At 36.4% G+C, this 17,090-nt stretch carries 11 protein-coding genes; 3 read left to right on the forward strand and 8 right to left on the reverse strand.

All coding sequences use genetic code 11. The features are described 5' to 3' along the window. Window positions 1-8: 8 nt before the first annotated feature. From EKM66_RS04115 to mscL, 3 genes are all read left to right on the forward strand, one after another. Window positions 9-1,709, forward strand: a complete 1,701-nt coding sequence (locus tag EKM66_RS04115) for a glycerol-3-phosphate dehydrogenase/oxidase (protein WP_125761954.1) — start codon at window positions 9-11, stop codon at window positions 1,707-1,709. A gap of 57 nt (window positions 1,710-1,766) precedes the next feature. Beyond that, window positions 1,767-2,444, forward strand: a complete 678-nt coding sequence (locus EKM66_RS04120; RefSeq protein ID WP_164505030.1) for an MmcQ/YjbR family DNA-binding protein — start codon at window positions 1,767-1,769, stop codon at window positions 2,442-2,444. Window positions 2,445-2,533: 89 nt separating this feature from the next. Then, the gene (mscL, locus tag EKM66_RS04125; protein WP_125761958.1) at window positions 2,534-2,953 is read left to right on the forward strand and encodes a large conductance mechanosensitive channel protein MscL; all 420 of its coding nucleotides are present in this window, start codon (window positions 2,534-2,536) and stop codon (window positions 2,951-2,953) included. A gap of 372 nt (window positions 2,954-3,325) precedes the next feature. On the opposite strand, the gene EKM66_RS04130 is transcribed toward mscL, so the two are convergent. The 8 genes from EKM66_RS04130 to EKM66_RS04165 all read right to left on the reverse strand — a co-directional run bounded on the left by EKM66_RS04130 (window position 3,326) and on the right by EKM66_RS04165 (window position 16,911). After that, a complete protein-coding gene (locus EKM66_RS04130; protein WP_125761960.1) occupies window positions 3,326-4,357 on the reverse strand; it encodes a hypothetical protein in 1,032 nt (343 codons plus the stop codon). Between the two features lie 88 nt (window positions 4,358-4,445). Beyond that, entirely contained in the window at window positions 4,446-4,640 is a 195-nt protein-coding gene (locus EKM66_RS04135; protein ID WP_125761962.1) for a hypothetical protein, read from the reverse strand. 501 nt (window positions 4,641-5,141) lie between these two features. Further along, on the reverse strand, window positions 5,142-6,122 hold the full coding sequence (locus EKM66_RS04140) for a ribose-phosphate diphosphokinase (RefSeq protein WP_125761964.1): 981 nt from the start codon (window positions 6,120-6,122) through the stop codon (window positions 5,142-5,144). Between the two features lie 12 nt (window positions 6,123-6,134). Then, window positions 6,135-7,523 (reverse strand): bifunctional UDP-N-acetylglucosamine diphosphorylase/glucosamine-1-phosphate N-acetyltransferase GlmU, encoded by a 1,389-nt coding sequence (gene glmU, locus EKM66_RS04145; protein ID WP_125761966.1) that lies wholly within the window; start codon window positions 7,521-7,523, stop codon window positions 6,135-6,137. Window positions 7,524-7,598: 75 nt separating this feature from the next. Continuing rightward, the gene (gene purR / locus EKM66_RS04150) at window positions 7,599-8,441 is read right to left on the reverse strand and encodes a pur operon repressor (RefSeq protein ID WP_125761968.1); all 843 of its coding nucleotides are present in this window, start codon (window positions 8,439-8,441) and stop codon (window positions 7,599-7,601) included. Window positions 8,442-8,816: 375 nt separating this feature from the next. Then, a complete protein-coding gene (locus EKM66_RS04155) occupies window positions 8,817-9,653 on the reverse strand; it encodes a leucine-rich repeat domain-containing protein (protein ID WP_125761970.1) in 837 nt (278 codons plus the stop codon). Window positions 9,654-9,781: 128 nt separating this feature from the next. Next, a complete protein-coding gene (locus EKM66_RS04160; RefSeq protein ID WP_125761972.1) occupies window positions 9,782-15,268 on the reverse strand; it encodes a leucine-rich repeat domain-containing protein in 5,487 nt (1,828 codons plus the stop codon). Between the two features lie 125 nt (window positions 15,269-15,393). Beyond that, entirely contained in the window at window positions 15,394-16,911 is a 1,518-nt protein-coding gene (locus EKM66_RS04165; RefSeq protein WP_125761974.1) for an SLAP domain-containing protein, read from the reverse strand. Window positions 16,912-17,090: the final 179 nt, after the last annotated feature.

The raw sequence follows: 17,090 nt of genomic DNA on the forward strand, positions 1-17,090 counted from the left end.
CATTTTTGATGAAAGAATTCTCAGAACAGACTCGACTAAATAACCTTCAGGCAATGCAAGACGAAGAGCTCGACTTATTGGTTATTGGTGGAGGTATTACCGGATCCGGAATCACCCTTGATGCACAAACACGTGGTATCAAGACAGGACTAGTTGAAATGCGTGACTTTGCATCTGGAACTTCCAGCCGTTCGACCAAACTTGTTCACGGCGGACTGCGCTACTTGAAGCAAGCAGCAATTAATGAAGTTCATGAAGTCGGTAGCGAACGTGCCATTGTTTATAACAACGCCCCACAGATCACTACTCCCTTAAAGATGATGTTGCCATTTTATGATGGTGGAACTTTTGGACCATTCAGTACCGCTATCGGGCTTGATGTCTATGACCGACTAGCGCAAGTTAAATCATCTGAACGCAAATATATGCTTGATCCACAACGTACAACTGACCGTGAACCTTTCATCAAGAGTGAGAATCTCAAAGGCTCTGGTGTTTATGTTGAATATCGAACTGATGATGCCAGACTAACGCTTGAAGTTGTCAAAAAAGCTAGTGAGCTCGGTGCTTTGATTGCTAATTATACTAAGGTCACTGGACTATTGTATGACGAGAACAATCACATCAACGGCGTCAAATTTGAAGATATGATCGGTGGAACAACTGGTGAGATCCATGCCAAAAAAGTCATCAATTCTTGTGGACCTTGGGTCGATGAAATCAGAGATATGGACGGATCTAACGAAGGAAAACATCTTCACCTAACTAAAGGCGTTCACTTAGTTATTGATCATGAAAAGTTCCCAATTTCAAATTCAATTTACTTCGATACTCCATTCCACGATGGACGAATGATGTTTGCCATTCCACGTGAAGGTAAAACTTATATTGGAACAACCGACACAACTTGGAACGAAGATCCAAAAGAACCAGATATCACTGTTAAAGATGTGACATATATCTTAGCTGCTGCCAATCAAATGTTTGACTTACCAGAACAACTGACACCAGATGATGTTGAAGCTGGCTGGTCAGGAGTTCGTCCATTGATTCAAGAAGAAGGCAAATCACCTTCAGAAATTTCACGTAAAGATGAAATCTTCCACGCAGAATCTGGCCTGCTATCAATTGCTGGTGGTAAATTAACTGGTTATCGAAAGATGGCTGAAAAGATCGTCAACGAAGTAGCCTTTGAGTTAGCGTCAGAAACTGACTATGAATATCAATCACAACAGACTGAGAATCTAACATTATCCGGTGGTGATGTCGGTGGCGATGAAGGCTGGGAACTCTATCGTGAAGAAATGACAGAACTCGGAATCGTCACTTATAAGCTAGAACGTGAAGATGCCGAAAAACTGGTTCAAAGATATGGTTCAAATGTCGTTGATGTTTACGATCTAATCCCTGATGAAGATTTCAAAGACAATCTTCCACGCATCGATTGGGCCATGTTGCAATATGGATTAAAGGCCGAAATGGTCGAACACCCTATCGATTACCTACTTCGCCGCAGCAGTCAAATGCTCTTCGACATCAACCACATGAAGGCAATCGAAGATGAAGTTATTAACTACATGAGTAGTTATTACGATTGGAGCGAAGAAACAAAACAAACCATGACTGACGAAGTTAATGAGAAACTTAAATTAACTGACCTGAGTGACATCAAAAAGGCTTATCATGAACATATAGCCACAGAAATTTAACTATTAAAAAAATCTGTCTATCTAAATGGCAGATTTTTTATTTTGGAAAGGAATATTTTGGAAACTACAATTATTGATGATTTATTCAAAAACAAAAAATTTAATCCTGATAAAGCCTTAGAATTTGGCTTCAAGAAAGATGGTAATAATTATTCATATCAAACTAATATTGTCGACGACCAATTCCAATTATTAGTCAAAACCAACGCAAAGGACATTCCTACTACAAAACTAACCGATATCAGCAACGGTATCGAATATAGATTGCACTTAGACCCAAAAGCAACTGGAAAGTTTGTAAGTATGGTAAAAAATGAATTTCTTACCACACTCACAGATATTTCTAACTCGTGCTACGATTCTGATATTTTCAAAACCAAACAATCCAAACTAGTCAGCGACTATGGAAAAAACAACTATGGCAGTAAACTGGAATTCTTATGGAAAAAGTTTCCTACAAATGCCATCATGCGCCGAGTTGATAATAATAAATGGTACGCTTTGATGGTTGGTGTTAATGCAAAAAAAGTTGGACTGGGCTTAGATCAAGACATCGAAATACTAGTTGTCAGAATTGATCCAGATAAGATCGACCAAATCGTTGATGGCAAAAATTATTTCCACGCTTATCATATGAACAAACAACATTGGATCACTATTTATTTGGATGGAACTGTTCCTGACAAAGAAATATTAGAAAGAATCGACGAAAGTTATGAGCTTGCTACAAAATAGTAAAAGATTAAATTATAATTACACACTTACAAATTTGTGAAATTATAGTAAAGTAGTCGTATATTGAAAACTGTAAAGGAGCCACTTTAATGTTTAAAGAATTTCAAGAGTTTATCTCTCGTGGTAGTGTCGTCGACCTAGCCGTTGGTGTTATCGTTGGTGCTGCCTTTAACAACTTGGTATCAGCGTTAACCACTTATATCATTAACCCATTACTTGGTATTTTTATTGGACAAATTAACTTATCCGAAATGAAGTTCGTAGTCTTAGGAGCAAGTTTTCAAATCGGTGATTTTGTCAATGCTCTTATCAACTTTTTGATCATCATGTTCGTTATTTTCACAATTGTTAAATTGATGAATAAGATGCGCCGTGATGGTTCTAAGAGTAAGTTTGACGAAAGTGTCGAAGAACTTGATCCTCAATTAGAATACTTACAACAAATTCGTGATTTATTGAGATATCAACAATTACGTGATCAGAAAGCTGATAAGCGTCGTAGACGTTAATTGTTTGTTTGGTGTTCTGTTGTCGCTTCCGGGTATGAAATATTTCATCTGCAGCTGATTTTACATAATATCGATAGAAAATATTTTTTTAATATCCTTCGGCTTAAAAAATAGTACATCTAACTAGCCGGAGGTTGAAAATAATAAGTCACCTGTGATAGTGCTGTCGGACGGCGAAACGCCGTCCATACAGCACAGGGCGATTTTTGAAATCTGCGATTTATGCAGAGTTCAAAAACGAGACCGAAGACCGCCTTTTGGCTGAGGTCGGTCCCACAGCAGACTTATTATTTTCAACCGTAGGCGAATAAAACTGAATACAAATTACAAAAGGTCCTGCATTTACAATGTAAATGCAGGACCTTTTACTATCTATTTAAGTGGTGTAACGACTTTCAAATCTAGAGCTTGTAAGAAACCACTGTCTCCATCAACTACCATTGGAATTACGTTGACACTTGGTGCAGCACTAGTTACATAGCTTTCGTCCAACGGCATCATACCATCGATACTAATATCCAATGTCTTAGGAATTCCTTCGATGTGAATCTTATTATCGATCTCAGGTGTCTTAGCAACGTCATCACAAATCTTGTGAACATATACCAAACTTACCTTTTCTTCACCATTGACCATTCCGGTCATAGTGAATCTGTGTCCACTGATGGTACCTTTCTTAACTGTACCAAAGATTGGATGTAAATCTTCTGGGGCTGTGAAGCATTCGTGTTCGATCTTCATATCATCGAACTTGAATCCTAATCTCTCGCCCATTTCGTAAACACCAGAAACATAGTATGAAGCAATTCCCATCTTCAATCTATCTTGTGGGAACTTGTCAGGATCCATACCATAACCGAATACTTTTACCCAGCTTGAGAAGTTATGCTGGTCATCTTCACCAGATTGAACAACGATTTTGTCAACTTTGCCCATTAGTCCAGCTAGAACAGTTGGAATATATGATGCATATGCACCTGGTAGAAGTCCAGTTGGCAAATATGAGACACCATTTTCTTTGGCAGCGTCATTGATCATATTATACAGATCAGGTGTCGTTACTTGTGAATAATAAATTGGCAAAGTCGTAATGACATTCTTCTTTGCCTTCAATACTTTGCAGATTCCCTCCGCACTAGGTGTGAATCCACCCTTTTCATCACGAACAAGTGGCGTGTAATCAAGAACAACATCAGCATCTAGTTTCAATGCATCGTCGATATTATCAATTACCGTGATACCAGTCTTAGGAAAATCGAAGATTTCACCGGCATCCTTGCCAACTTTCTTCGGATCAACATCGACTGCACCGACTAACTCTAATGATTCCTTATCTTGAATCATTCTAATTGCTGCACGACCAACGTTTCCAAGACCCCAAACTATTACCTTATACTTCTTCATCAAATCACCCCATTACTTGTATTTTCATGCTCAGCATATCACGAAGTGATGGAGTATTAAACCTGTTTACACAAAATAATCGATTTAATTAAAAGAACATGTATCCACTTCCAGTAACAATACCTAACCCCAAACAAATAACCAGGGTAATGCCAATGGCGATACCGATTTTCATTAGATCATACTTGTACCGTTTAATATTTCTAGCATACTTCTGATTATTCAAGCACAATACAACAATTACTCCAATAAATGTAAGAGTCCAGAACATAGGAATCATCATCAACACCACCAGTATCATTTGTATTTTTTAATAGAAAATACTATCTTGGCGTGTTTTAAGCAAATAACTGAGCCTAATAATACAAGTTGGATATAAAAAAAGAGAACTCAAATGAGTTCTCTCAAACGTGCTCATGAATGACAACATTCTGCGCACTCTCTTAAACGAGTTGCACAAACCAGATTTCTGCGCCTGCTACGAACAACTAATGCACCACTACGTGGTACTTTAGTTACTCTAGGCAGTGCTCAAAATCTCCCGGCTTGTTCCACTCTCTTATAAACACAAACCAGATTTCTGCGCCTGCTACGAACAACTAATGCACCACTACGTGGTACTTTAGTTACTCTAGGCAGTGCTCAAAATCTCCCGGCTTGTTCCACTCTCTTATAAACACAAACCAGATTTCTGCGCCTGCTACGAACAACTAATGCACCACTACGTGGTACTTTAGTTACTCTAGGCAGTGCTCAAAATCTCCCGGCTTGTTCCACTCTCTTATTATTTAGCATTACTCTTAAAACGTGTATCAAACAATGGACTTACTGGTTCGTTGTCGTGAATACGACGAATTGCATCACCGATAAGTGGTCCTACTGAAACTTGAACCATGCGGTCGATGATCTTTTCTTTAGGAAGATTGATTGAATCTGTAACGATCAACTTCTTGATTGGTGAAGCTTCAATTCTTTCGATAGCTGGACCTGAAAGGATTGGGTGTGTACAACATGCGTAAACTTCAGTAGCACCGGCATCGATCAATGCTTGTGATGCTAATGAAATTGTACCGGCAGTATCGATCATATCATCAATGATGATGGCACGTTTGCCTTTAACATTACCAATGATGTTCATAACTTCGGCAACATTAGCACGAGGTCTACGTTTATCAATGATAGCAATTGGTGTCTTCAAGAATTCGGCTAACTTTCTAGCACGTGTAACACCACCGTGATCAGGTGAAACAACGACTGCGTCTTCTTCTAGATGATTTGTTAAGAAGTAATCTGCAAGAAGTGGAGCACCCATCAAGTGATCAACTGGAATATCGAAGAATCCTTGGATTTGTGCAGCATGCAAGTCAAGTGCAAGAACACGGTTAACACCGGCACGTTCCAACATGTTAGCAACTAACTTAGCAGTGATAGGTTCACGTGAACGTGACTTTCTATCTTGTCTAGCATATCCATAATAAGGGATAACAACGTTGATCAAGTGAGCTGAAGCACGCTTCAAAGCATCAACCATGATCAAAAGTTCCATCAAGTTATCGTTAACTGGAGCTGAAGTTGATTGAATCAAGAAGACTTCGGCACCACGAATACTTTCTTCAATATTGATTTGGATTTCACCATCACTAAAACGTGTAACTGATGACTTTCCTAGCGGAATTCCAACTTCTTTAGCAATTTTTTCAGCCAAAGGTTTGTTAGAGTTCAACGCAAAAATTTTCATTGGTCGTTCGTTATTTTGATCTGACATTAATTTCCACCCTTATTTCCAATCTTCACTTTTTGATAATGGTAATCTATTCCAAAAATCTTCTTTGTTAGTCTGTCTTTGTCTAGCAATTGCCATGGCATGCTTAGGTATGTCGTTAGTAATTGTTGAACCAGCAGCGATGAATGAATGATCAGACATCTCAACTGGAGCAACGATATTAGAATTACTTCCGATGAATGAGTGGTCACCGATATTACTGTGCCACTTCTTAACACCATCGTAATTAACGAATACGACACCACAGCCGACATTGATATCTGTACCTAAAGTTGCATCCCCAACATAAGTTAAGTGTCCAACCTTAGTACGGTCACCGATTGTAGCATTCTTGATCTCACAGAAGTTACCAACATGAACTTCTTTGCCAATTTCAGCTTTTGGACGCAAATGTGAATTTGGACCAATATCACTACCTTCATGCATAATTGCACTTTCAATAGTTGAACTGATAATTTTGACATTATCTTCAATAGTAGCATCTTCAAGTCTTGAACCAGAACCAACCAAACAGTTGGAACCAATTACGGTCTTACCAAAAATCTTAGTATTGGGTTCGATAACTGTATCGTTGCCGATTTGAACATCAGCGTCGATATAAGTGTTATCTGGGTCAACGATAGTTACACCGTCACGCATATGTGCTTCATTGATGCGAGTTTGCATCAACTTCTCAGCGTGTGACAAAGCAACACGATCGTTAACACCCATTGATTCACTCAAGTCAGCCATTTGATAAGCTGCGACTTTCTTGCCTTGTTCATTGAACATACCAATCAAGTCTGGCAAGTAGTACTCGCCTTGAGCGTTATCATTCTTAACATTATGCAAATTATCGAACAATAACTTGTTATCGAAGCAAAGAACACCAGTGTTGATCTCTTGAATTTTCTTCTCATCTTCAGAGGCATCTTTTTGTTCAACAATCTTTGATACACTACCATCTGCATCACGAACAATACGACCATATCCGAATGGATTGTCAGCATGAGCTGTCAAAATAGTAACAGCTGCTTGTTCTTTTTCGTGATAAGCAAATAGTTTTTCGAAAGTTTCGGCGGTAAACAAAGGAGTATCGCCATTGACAATCAATGTCGTACCTTCCTTACCAGCCAAAACATCTTCAGTTTGTAGGACAGCATGGGCAGTACCCAGTTGTTCTTCTTGTAATGCGTACTTAGTACGGTCGCCAAGTAGATCACGGACCTTTTCTGCACCACTACCAATAACAGTTTCAACAACTTCAGGATTCATTTTTTCAACCTGTGTCAAAACATGGTCAACCATAGCTTTACCAGCTACTGGATGCAATACTTTGTACAATTTTGATTTCATTCTTGTGCCCTTACCAGCAGCAAGGATTATTACATAACGATTCGACATTGGAAACTCCCTTTCAGTCACTCAAATATCCTTATATATAATAGCATTATTCAGGTAGTCTACTCAATTATGTTTTTATTCAAAATAACTAAAATCAGTTTTTGCCAAATAATCGCCGGGTTCCATCTTTAGAATACGGTTGATTGTATCGATTTGGTTAACTTTGAAAATTGAAGTTACCTTATTATCTCTGAATTCGGACTTAACGTTGATGTTCTCTGCGAATACAGTTGCCCCGGCAAAAATCGCATTAAATTCAGTGATCAGACTGCGCATACCATTGATAGTACCGCCACCCTTCATGAAATCATCAACAACTAGCACACGTGAACCTTCTGGAAGACTGCGCTTTGACAACTCCATCTTCTCGATTCGGTCAGATGAACCAGAAGCATAGTTAACACTGATAGTTGAACCTTCAGTGATTTTTGAATCACGTCTAACCATTACGAATGGAATATTTAGGAAATTGGCAACACTTTGAGCGATGGGAATTCCCTTAGTTGCGACTGTCATAACAACGTCGATCGAACTTTGAGAATATTGTGTGGCAATCATGCGGCCGATAGTCCTCAATACTTCTGGATCAGCCAACAAGTCAGTTAGATACAAGTAGCCACCTGGCAAAATACGGTCAGGTTCTTCTAATCTCTTAGTAGTTGTTTCAACGAAGTCAGTGGCTTCTTTCTTTGAGATTCCTGGTGTAAAAATCACACCACCGCCGGCACCTGGTAATGTTTCCAAGGCACCGATTCCGCGAATCATAAAGGTTCTTCTCAGAATTCCCAAATCTTCTGAGATGGATGACTTAGCTGATTCATATCTTTTGGCAAAAAATGCCAGCGAAATTAATGTATGTGGTCGTTCTAGTAAATGACGCGTTTCGTCAATTAATCGTTCGCTTCTTCGTGTTTTCATATATATCTCTCCTAAAAAACGTATATCAATTCAAATTATAAAGTAAATTACGCAACAATCAATTCATTTTCCACTAATAAGTTAAGATTTTCAAGTGTTTTTGTGGATTTTATGATAAATAAAAAATCTGTATTGAGTTTTTTGATTCAATACAGATGGTTTCTTCTATTATATTGTTTTGTTGCCGCCTCCAGATGGGAGAGAATGAGCCTGCTGTTTGGACCGGTTCGAGCCGTTGTCTCTCACCTCGATTTTGAACTTTGCATGGACCGCAAATTTCAAAACTCGTCCTGTGCTGTACGTCCGGCTTTTGCCGTCCTACACCACCACAACTGCTGGCTCATTCTCTCCCATCTTCCGGCTAGTCGCAGCTTTTTAATTTGATACTTCTGATACCGGTAGTCGGTATGGGATTTCTATTGTTGTTGCAACTTTTTTGTAGTTGTCATTACCTTTTACTTTGAATTTCTGTGTGAAATCTACTGTTAGTGTTCCTACATATGATTCTCCTACTACTTCTGAGTATTTCGTGAAGTTTGAGATTTTTAGTTCTTTTTTAGTTAGTTTGATTGTTGCTTGTGTATTTGTTCCATTTATTGTGACTGTTGGTTCTTTGTCATATTTGGCTTTCTTACCTATGTAATCATTCATATCTAGATTGATACTTTTACCATCCATGCTTGTTACTGTTGACCTGTCTATATAGACTTCGCCTTCAATTGAAACATTGTTTATTTTTGTCTTATTTAGGACATCATAATTTGTGATTGGATTATCTCTCAACGTTAATTCATTGAGACCTTTTAATTTAGAAAGAACGGTAATATTCTTTACTGATGTATCCTCGATTATTAATGTCTTCAAATTCTTGGCATATTGTAATCCTTCTAAATTACCGATGTCGGAACCAGATAAGTCCAATTCCTTTGCCTTTTTAAGCCTAGCTTCAGTCAAAGTCTGTTCGTGAGTCATGATTACTTGATCAATCAGGTTCTGGGATACCGCGTGTTGAAGGGATGTGTCTGGCATCCATGAATCAATATCGTCTAGTTCTTCATCTTTGATAGTTTTAGTTTGCCTATTAGATTCTGCTTGAGTTGTTGCTTGTTGGCTGACATTATCAAAGAATGGTGAATTAGTGGCAACCGCAGCGAGAAATATTATTCCAAATGACACTGCTGTAGCTATAAGGATTATTTTTATCTTCTTCATCTGGTTCACTTCCTTTATCGTGATTTATTTAGCGTATAAATAATTTTATAAAATTACCTGCGAGTTTGTCACGTCAGAACACAACCGCATGCAAAAAAGGATTGCTTTCGCAATCTTCATTATTGAAACTATTCAAACGTCACTGCATCCGCAGGAATCCATTCGTTGGTTGATACACGATACATCAATTGACCGTTGATCTCGGCTGTCATATCTGTGTAGAAACTTGCGTTCTTCTTCAAACCACGATTAGATTTGTTACCCTCTGCATCGTACAATTGTGAATCTGCACTTGGAGTAACTACACCTGTTAAAGGAGTGTATTCGATTACGTGACCTTCATGAATCCATTCGTGAGTTGAAACTTGGTAGTACTTCTCACCATTGATATAGATGAAGCGTCCCGTTGACCAGTTACTAAAACAGGATAGAGCACGGTTTTTAACTTTTTCTCCAGTTAACGTTACTAATTCTTTGTATGAACCAATATGTGTTCTTACTACAGACTTATTAGCGTGGAAGACTTGTGTATCGCTTTCCTTGATCCACTCATCATCAGAAATTTGGAAGTAAACTTCTCCGTCAATTTCTGCCTTTTTAGTCGTCTTGAAATCTGTAGTTCCACTTAGATTCTTTACACCTGTATTCTTACCATTACTATCGTAAATATTTAGAGATTGTTTATCCGTCATAATGTTTGTGGAAGTGATATTCTCCACACTTGGCGGTGTTGGTTTTTCTGGATCCACTGGATCTGGGTTTCCTGGGTTGTCTGGATCCGTTGGATCTGGATCTTCCGGTTCACTCGGATTATCTGGATCTGTTGGATCTGGATCTTCTGGCTCTTCCGGGTTATCCGGATCCGTTGGATCTGGATAACCCGGTTCTTCTGGATTGTCTGGGTCTGTTGGATCTGGATCTTCTGGTTCTTCCGGATTGTCTGGGTCTGTTGGATCTGGATCTTCCGGTTCTTCTGGATTATCTGGATCTGTTGGATCTGGATCTTTATCCAACACAGTTATCAAAGCAACAATCTTGTATTCCGGATCATTCGCAAACGAATATGTAATTGTATACGTGGCCGGCTTATTAGTATCAACCTCCCCATCAGCTTGTAAGTCACCGACTGAACGGCTTACACCATACTTATCAATTGCACTTACAAAGCCAATAGATGGATTCCAATCTGAACCAAACTCTACATCTTTGTTTTCAGTCACAATGTTTGATTTTTGAGTCCTATATGTCACAGGTTGACTAGCATTCACGACAGTATCATGTGATTTGTCATTGTTAGTGATACTAACGTTGAATTTCAAATCAATTATTCCATCTTCTAAATTCTTCGCTGGAATTCTCAATTTACCTGTTTTCTTATTGAACTCCCCTTCACCACCAGCATATGTAACTGTGCTGTTTTCACCGAAAGGCAAATCAATACTCAAGATAATCCAACCATCAGTTCCTTTTTGAACATCAGATTGTTCTTTAAGTTCGACTTTTTGTCCTTCAGTATTCAGAGTTTCAATGTTTTTACCGTTCAAAGCATCAAAGTTAGTGATTCCATTACCTGATAGATTTAAGTTATTCAAGCTACCCAGTTCACTCAAATCTGAAATGTCAGTTATTTGATTATCAGATAAATTCAAGTTATTCAGATTCTCAGCAAATTCCAAACCTTTCAAGCTTGTAATCCCTTTACCTGACAATTCTAAAGTATTCACATTTTTAATGTTATCCGTAGTCAGTTTCTCACCATTAAGTTGTTTTTCAATAGCTTCACGTAACTTGGTATCTGGAATCCATGAATAATCGACTGGCTTATCCGGATTTTCGTTTACAACTACAGTAGCCGTAAATTTGTTATTACCATCACCTTTAAACCAATAATCAACTTCATATTCACCTGGAATATTGGTCTGTACATTTCCGGAAGATTCTATATCATCAAACTCAACATTGACACCATATTTATCAGTTGCACTAATGAATCCCATCTTATTATCCCAATTTGAATTAAAATCTACAGCTTGATTTTCAACATTAATAACTGGATCCTGAGTTTTAAATATTACCGGTTGACTTACATTCACGACAATATCATGTGGTTTGTCATTATTAGTGATACTAACGTTGAATTCCAAATCAATTATTCCATCTTCTAAATTCTTCGCTGGAATTCTCAATTTACCTGTATCTTTATTGAACTCTACCTCATTACCAGCATATTTAACTGTGCTGTTTTCACCGAAAGGCAAATCAATACTCAAAGTAATCCAACCATCAGTTCCTTTTTCAACATCGGATTGTTCTTTAAGTTCAACTTTTTGTCCTTCAGTATTCAGAGTTTCAATACTTTTACCGTCTAAAACATCAAAGTTAGTTATTTGATTATCAGATAAATTCAAATCAATTAAGCTTTCAGCAAACTCTAGGCCATCTATACTGGCGATTCCTTTTCCAGATAAGTCCAATGATTCTACTTTACTAAGATTGCCTTGAGTTAGTTTTTTCCCATTTAATTGTTTCTTAATTGCCTCTTGCAATTTTTCATCTGACATCCATTCAGAAATATTTGGCTCTGGATTTTCAGGATCTTCCCTTACAGTAATTGTGGCAATGAACTTCTTTTCAGGATTATCTTTGAACCAATAACTAACTTCATGTTCACCAGGTTCTTTGGTATTAACTGGAGCAGATGATTCTATATTATCAAAATCAACATCAAAACCGTACTCATCAGTTGCACCGTCAAATCCCATTTTGTTATTCCAATCGGAATCAAAATCCACGGTTTGATCTTTGACATGAATAATTGGACTCTGAGTTTTAAATACTATGGGGTGCTCAATACTTACTGTTGAAACATATTCATTATCAATAGTTTCTCCAGTTAGTTCAAATTGCGATTTTATCATTCCATCTGATAATTCTTCTTCAGATATTGTTAAAACATTATCTTTTATATTGAAATCACCTTTACCGAGATAATTAATATTACTGTTCTTACCAAAAAGTGAACTATAATCTATAGAAATAATACCATCTGAACTCTTTTCTATACTTAATTCATCAAGTTTCCTATTCTGTATTCCAATAGAAAGAGTTTTTATACGGGTATCATGCAAATAATCAAAATTAGTAATTTGATTATCATCCAAACGTAATTCTCCGAAACGATAAATATCCTTAAATGCCGAAATGTCACTGATTTGATTGTTGCCCAAATGCAAATAATGTAAAAATAAGTTTTCCAATACTGTAATGTCGCTAATTTGATTATTAGTCAGGTGCAAACGCATAAGATCTGCTTTATTTTTTAATGCGGTAATGTCACCAACTTGATTATTATCCAAATCCAAGATAAGAAGTTCATTCAAATTCTTTAGTGGCATTATGTCACTGATTTGATTGTTGTTCAAAAATAAGGTAAGAAGACTCGTATTACTACTTAATGCTGTAATGTCACTGATTTGATTATTGCCTAATCGTAAGTAATTAAGTGATGACAAATTCTTTAATGCTGTAATATCACTGATTCGATTATTGTTCAAATATAATTTATAAAGTTTGGGTAAGCTCTCTAATGTTGTAATATCACTAATCTGATTATCAGATAAATTCAAATCGGTTAGACTTTCAGCAAATTCTAATCCTTCTAGATTCTCTATATTTTTTTCAGTTAAATCTAAAGATTTCACCTCTTTAAGATTATCTTGAGTTAGTTCCTTCCCACCAAGTTGTTCTTTGATGGCATTTTGTAGATTTTCATCTGGCATCCATGTAGAGATATCTGGTTCCGCAGTTTTAAATACCACGGGTTGCTTGATATTAATGGTAGCAGACTCCCGCCTTATTCCACCAACAAGCACAGACAGTTTAAATTGTAAGTCAATTATTCCATCTGAAAGATTTTCTGCTGGTATCTTCAAGATACGTGTTTCTTCATCAAATCCATCACCTGCATACTCAACATCACTATTTTCACCAAATAGTGAATTATAATCTATAGAAATACTCCCATCTTCCTCTTTTTCTATAGTTAATTCATCAAGTGTTACGTTCTGTCCTCCCAAGTAAACTGAGTACAAATATTCATTTAAATAATCAAAATTTGTGATTTGATTATCACTCAAATCTAAGTAACTAATTGATGGTAAATTTTTCAATCCTGAAATGTCACTAATTTTATTACTATGTAAATATACGTAACGAAGTGATGGTAAATCTTCTAATCCTGAAATGTCACTAATTTTATTATTATACAAAATCAAGTCCGTAAGATTGGGCAAATCTTTCAATTCTGAAATATTGTTAATTTTATTATTTTGCAAACGTAATTCGACAAGTGAGGGTAAATTTTTCAATCCTGAAACTTCACTAATTTCATTATCCTGTAGATTTAAGTAGTAAAGTAATGGTAAATTATTCAATCCCGAAATGTCACTAATTTTATTATCCTGTAGATTTAAGTAGTAAAGTGATGACAAATTTTTCAATTCTGAAATATTGCTAATTTTATTAGTTCGAAAATTTATTCTCTGTAAATTTCTTGCAAATTCTAATCCTTTTATATCAGCTATACCAATCTCAGGTAAATACAAATCTTCTATACCAAGCAGATCTTCTTTAGTAGCTGTCATCGGATCAAGGCCATATAAATCACAAATTGCATTCCGTAAATTATCATCTGGCATCCACTCTGACATACTCTGTTCTTTGGCAGGTAACACTTGTTTAAAGTTCACAGTTGTGTATGTACCATTAACATTAACCTGAAATTCTAAATTAGTGACACCATCTGAGATATTCTCCGCAGGTATTTCTAATATTAGCGTATCTGTATTGAGGTTCCCATCTCCCAAATATTTTACTTGACCGTTTTTACTGAAAAACGAACTAAAATCTAAGTAAATAATACCGTCTTTTTCTTCAGATATTGGTACCTCTCCAGATTTCACACTTTGACCATAAACATCAAAAATTCCTTTTTTGCCATCTAATGCATCAAAATTTGTAATTTGATTATATTCTAATTCTACGTATTCAAGATTCTGAAGATTCTTTAATGGAGAAATATCACTGATTTGATTGTTATCCAACCGCATACGTCTAAGATGGGTCAGATTTTCCAGAGGACCGATATTTTCCACCTGATTATTACACAAATACAAATTGACCAAATTTTGAAGATTAGACAGAGGTGAAATATCACTTATTTGATTGTCACCTAAATCCAAGTACGTAAGATTTTTACAATTTGACAATGGTGAGATATCCACTATTTGATTTAAGCATATATCCAATCTGGTTAAATTTTCAGCCAGCTCTAGTCCTTTTACATCTGATATTCCTTCTCTTCTAAGATACAGGCTTTTTACTTCTTTAATATGCTCTGGAGTAAGCTTTCCTCGACCTATATTAAGTTCGTCCTCAATAGCGTTACGCAAATTTTCATCTGGCATCCAAGCATATTCATCCTCAGTAGCTTCTTCTGCATGTACAACATGCGTTCTAGCTAAATGTGATATCAAATGTGAACTGCTAACCGTTGATGTAAACAACAGACCTGTACTAACTCCCGCTACAACCTTAACCATTTTTTTACCTGACATAATTTCACTTCCTTTATGTGATTTATTTAACGTATGAATATTTTACCGAGTTACCTGTGAACTTGTCATGTTTAAACACAACAAATAGCAAAAAAGATTGCTTTCGCAATCTTCATTAGTAGAAACTATTTGAATGTAACTGAATCTGCAGATACCCATTCATCAGTTGCCACACGATACATTAATTTGCCATTAATTGTAGCTGTTTTATCAGTGATGAATGTTAATCCTTCTTTCAATGCACGATTAGATTTTTTACCCTTGCTATTATAAAGTTGTGCATTTTCAGTGGCGTTAACTACTCCACTGATTTTTTTGTATTCCAAGACATGGTCATCATGTACCCATTCGTGAGTCGCAACTCTGTGATGCCATTCGCCTTGGAAGTATGCATAACGGTCTGTATACCAGTTCGTCATTTTTTCAAGTGCTCTATTTTCAACAAGTCCCGCGTTTCTAAACTTTGTTAAATCCTTAATAGAATCACCGTGAGTTTGCACATATGAATCGTTGAAGTAGAATACTTTTACATCATCAACTTTTACCCAGTCGTCATTATTAAGTTTATAATACTCAACACCATTAACAGTATTAATTTTATCCGTTACAAAATCTGTTGTCTGTTTTGTAAGTTTCTTTTCTCCTGTTTTTGTTCCACTTAAATTGTAGATATCCAAAGATTTTTTATCAGTCATAATATTTGTTGGTTCGATGTCTCTGATAGAATTACCATTCTGATTCCCTGAATTTTCTGTTCCGCCATTTCCATCCGGTTCTTCTGGATTCTCTGTTTCACCATTCCCATCCGGATTTTCTGGATTCTCTGTTCCACCTTTATCATCTGGATCAGGTTCCAATATTTCAGGTTTAATCGTAAACGGTTGAGTTAGTCTAATAGTAGTTCGGCCTGATACATTAGTACTGAATATAAAGATACTTTGTTCAAAGACAAAACGTAAAGTATGAGTCTTCACCAATTCTCTCAAATAATCTGTAACATTGTGTATTGTCAAAACATTGCCTTTTAGTTCAAAATCTTTTTCTTCTATGTTATTGTCATCTATTTTCAAAGAAAACGCCGAATTTCTTACAATTTCTCCTGATGATTTACCAAAATAATCACTCAAATTAATAACTATTTTACTGCCATCAATTTCAATTGTATTTTCACGAATATTCTGCGCATCAATGGCCAGTGAACCAGTTCCCGGTTTTAATACAGCTAAGTCATCAAAATTTGCTGTTTCTCTGTCTAAAATGTGATATTTCTTTTCTGGATTGTCAAAGTTATTCAATAATTCATAATTTGCTGGTAATTTAGAAATTCCAACTTTACCAAGGCCCTGAAGATGCTCTATACCTTCTAAATCCGTAACTTTTGACAAATCAATGTTTTTGGGAATTCTCTTGTTCATTAATTCCTGTGTCAAATCACTAACATCGACTTCTAATGCTGATGCAATTGCCTTTTGTAACTCTCCATCTGGCATCCAACCATCAATATTTCCATTTTCAGTGTCAGCTTGAACATTTTCGATTAAACTGTCATTTGAAAATACATTCATAGAGTCCAAAGCAACCGCGGAGGTAATCGTTCCTACTGATAACAACGAGGAAACCATAATTACTTTTATTTTCTTCATAATTTTCACTTCCCTTTATGTGATTTATTTAACTTCGTGAATTGTAAAATTAATCCGAACACCTAATCAAAAAAAAATACCCATAGTAAATGTTTTACAATGGTAGTGACTAAACAGACCATGAAAGAAGACATTTACTATGAGCATATCTACTTTAACACAGTATCACCGTGGTGCCA

Origin of the sequence: Companilactobacillus hulinensis (assembly GCF_003946555.1) — a bacterium.
In the GTDB taxonomy this organism is placed as follows: Bacteria; Bacillota; Bacilli; order Lactobacillales; family Lactobacillaceae; genus Companilactobacillus; species Companilactobacillus hulinensis.

Excerpts from the sequence above, each read along its gene's own strand:
- EKM66_RS04155 (WP_125761970.1), bottom strand. The coding sequence starts at position 9,653 with ATGAAGAAGATAAAAATAATCCTTATAGCTACAGCAGTGTCATTTGGA.
- EKM66_RS04115 (WP_125761954.1), top strand. The coding sequence starts at position 9 with ATGAAAGAATTCTCAGAACAGACTCGACTAAATAACCTTCAGGCAATG.
- purR (WP_125761968.1), bottom strand. The coding sequence starts at position 8,441 with ATGAAAACACGAAGAAGCGAACGATTAATTGACGAAACGCGTCATTTA.
- EKM66_RS04135 (WP_125761962.1), bottom strand. The coding sequence starts at position 4,640 with ATGATGATTCCTATGTTCTGGACTCTTACATTTATTGGAGTAATTGTT.
- mscL (WP_125761958.1), top strand. The coding sequence starts at position 2,534 with ATGTTTAAAGAATTTCAAGAGTTTATCTCTCGTGGTAGTGTCGTCGAC.
- glmU (WP_125761966.1), bottom strand. The coding sequence starts at position 7,523 with ATGTCGAATCGTTATGTAATAATCCTTGCTGCTGGTAAGGGCACAAGA.
- EKM66_RS04165 (WP_125761974.1), bottom strand. The coding sequence starts at position 16,911 with ATGAAGAAAATAAAAGTAATTATGGTTTCCTCGTTGTTATCAGTAGGA.
- EKM66_RS04160 (WP_125761972.1), bottom strand. The coding sequence starts at position 15,268 with ATGTCAGGTAAAAAAATGGTTAAGGTTGTAGCGGGAGTTAGTACAGGT.
- EKM66_RS04130 (WP_125761960.1), bottom strand. The coding sequence starts at position 4,357 with ATGAAGAAGTATAAGGTAATAGTTTGGGGTCTTGGAAACGTTGGTCGT.
- EKM66_RS04140 (WP_125761964.1), bottom strand. The coding sequence starts at position 6,122 with ATGTCAGATCAAAATAACGAACGACCAATGAAAATTTTTGCGTTGAAC.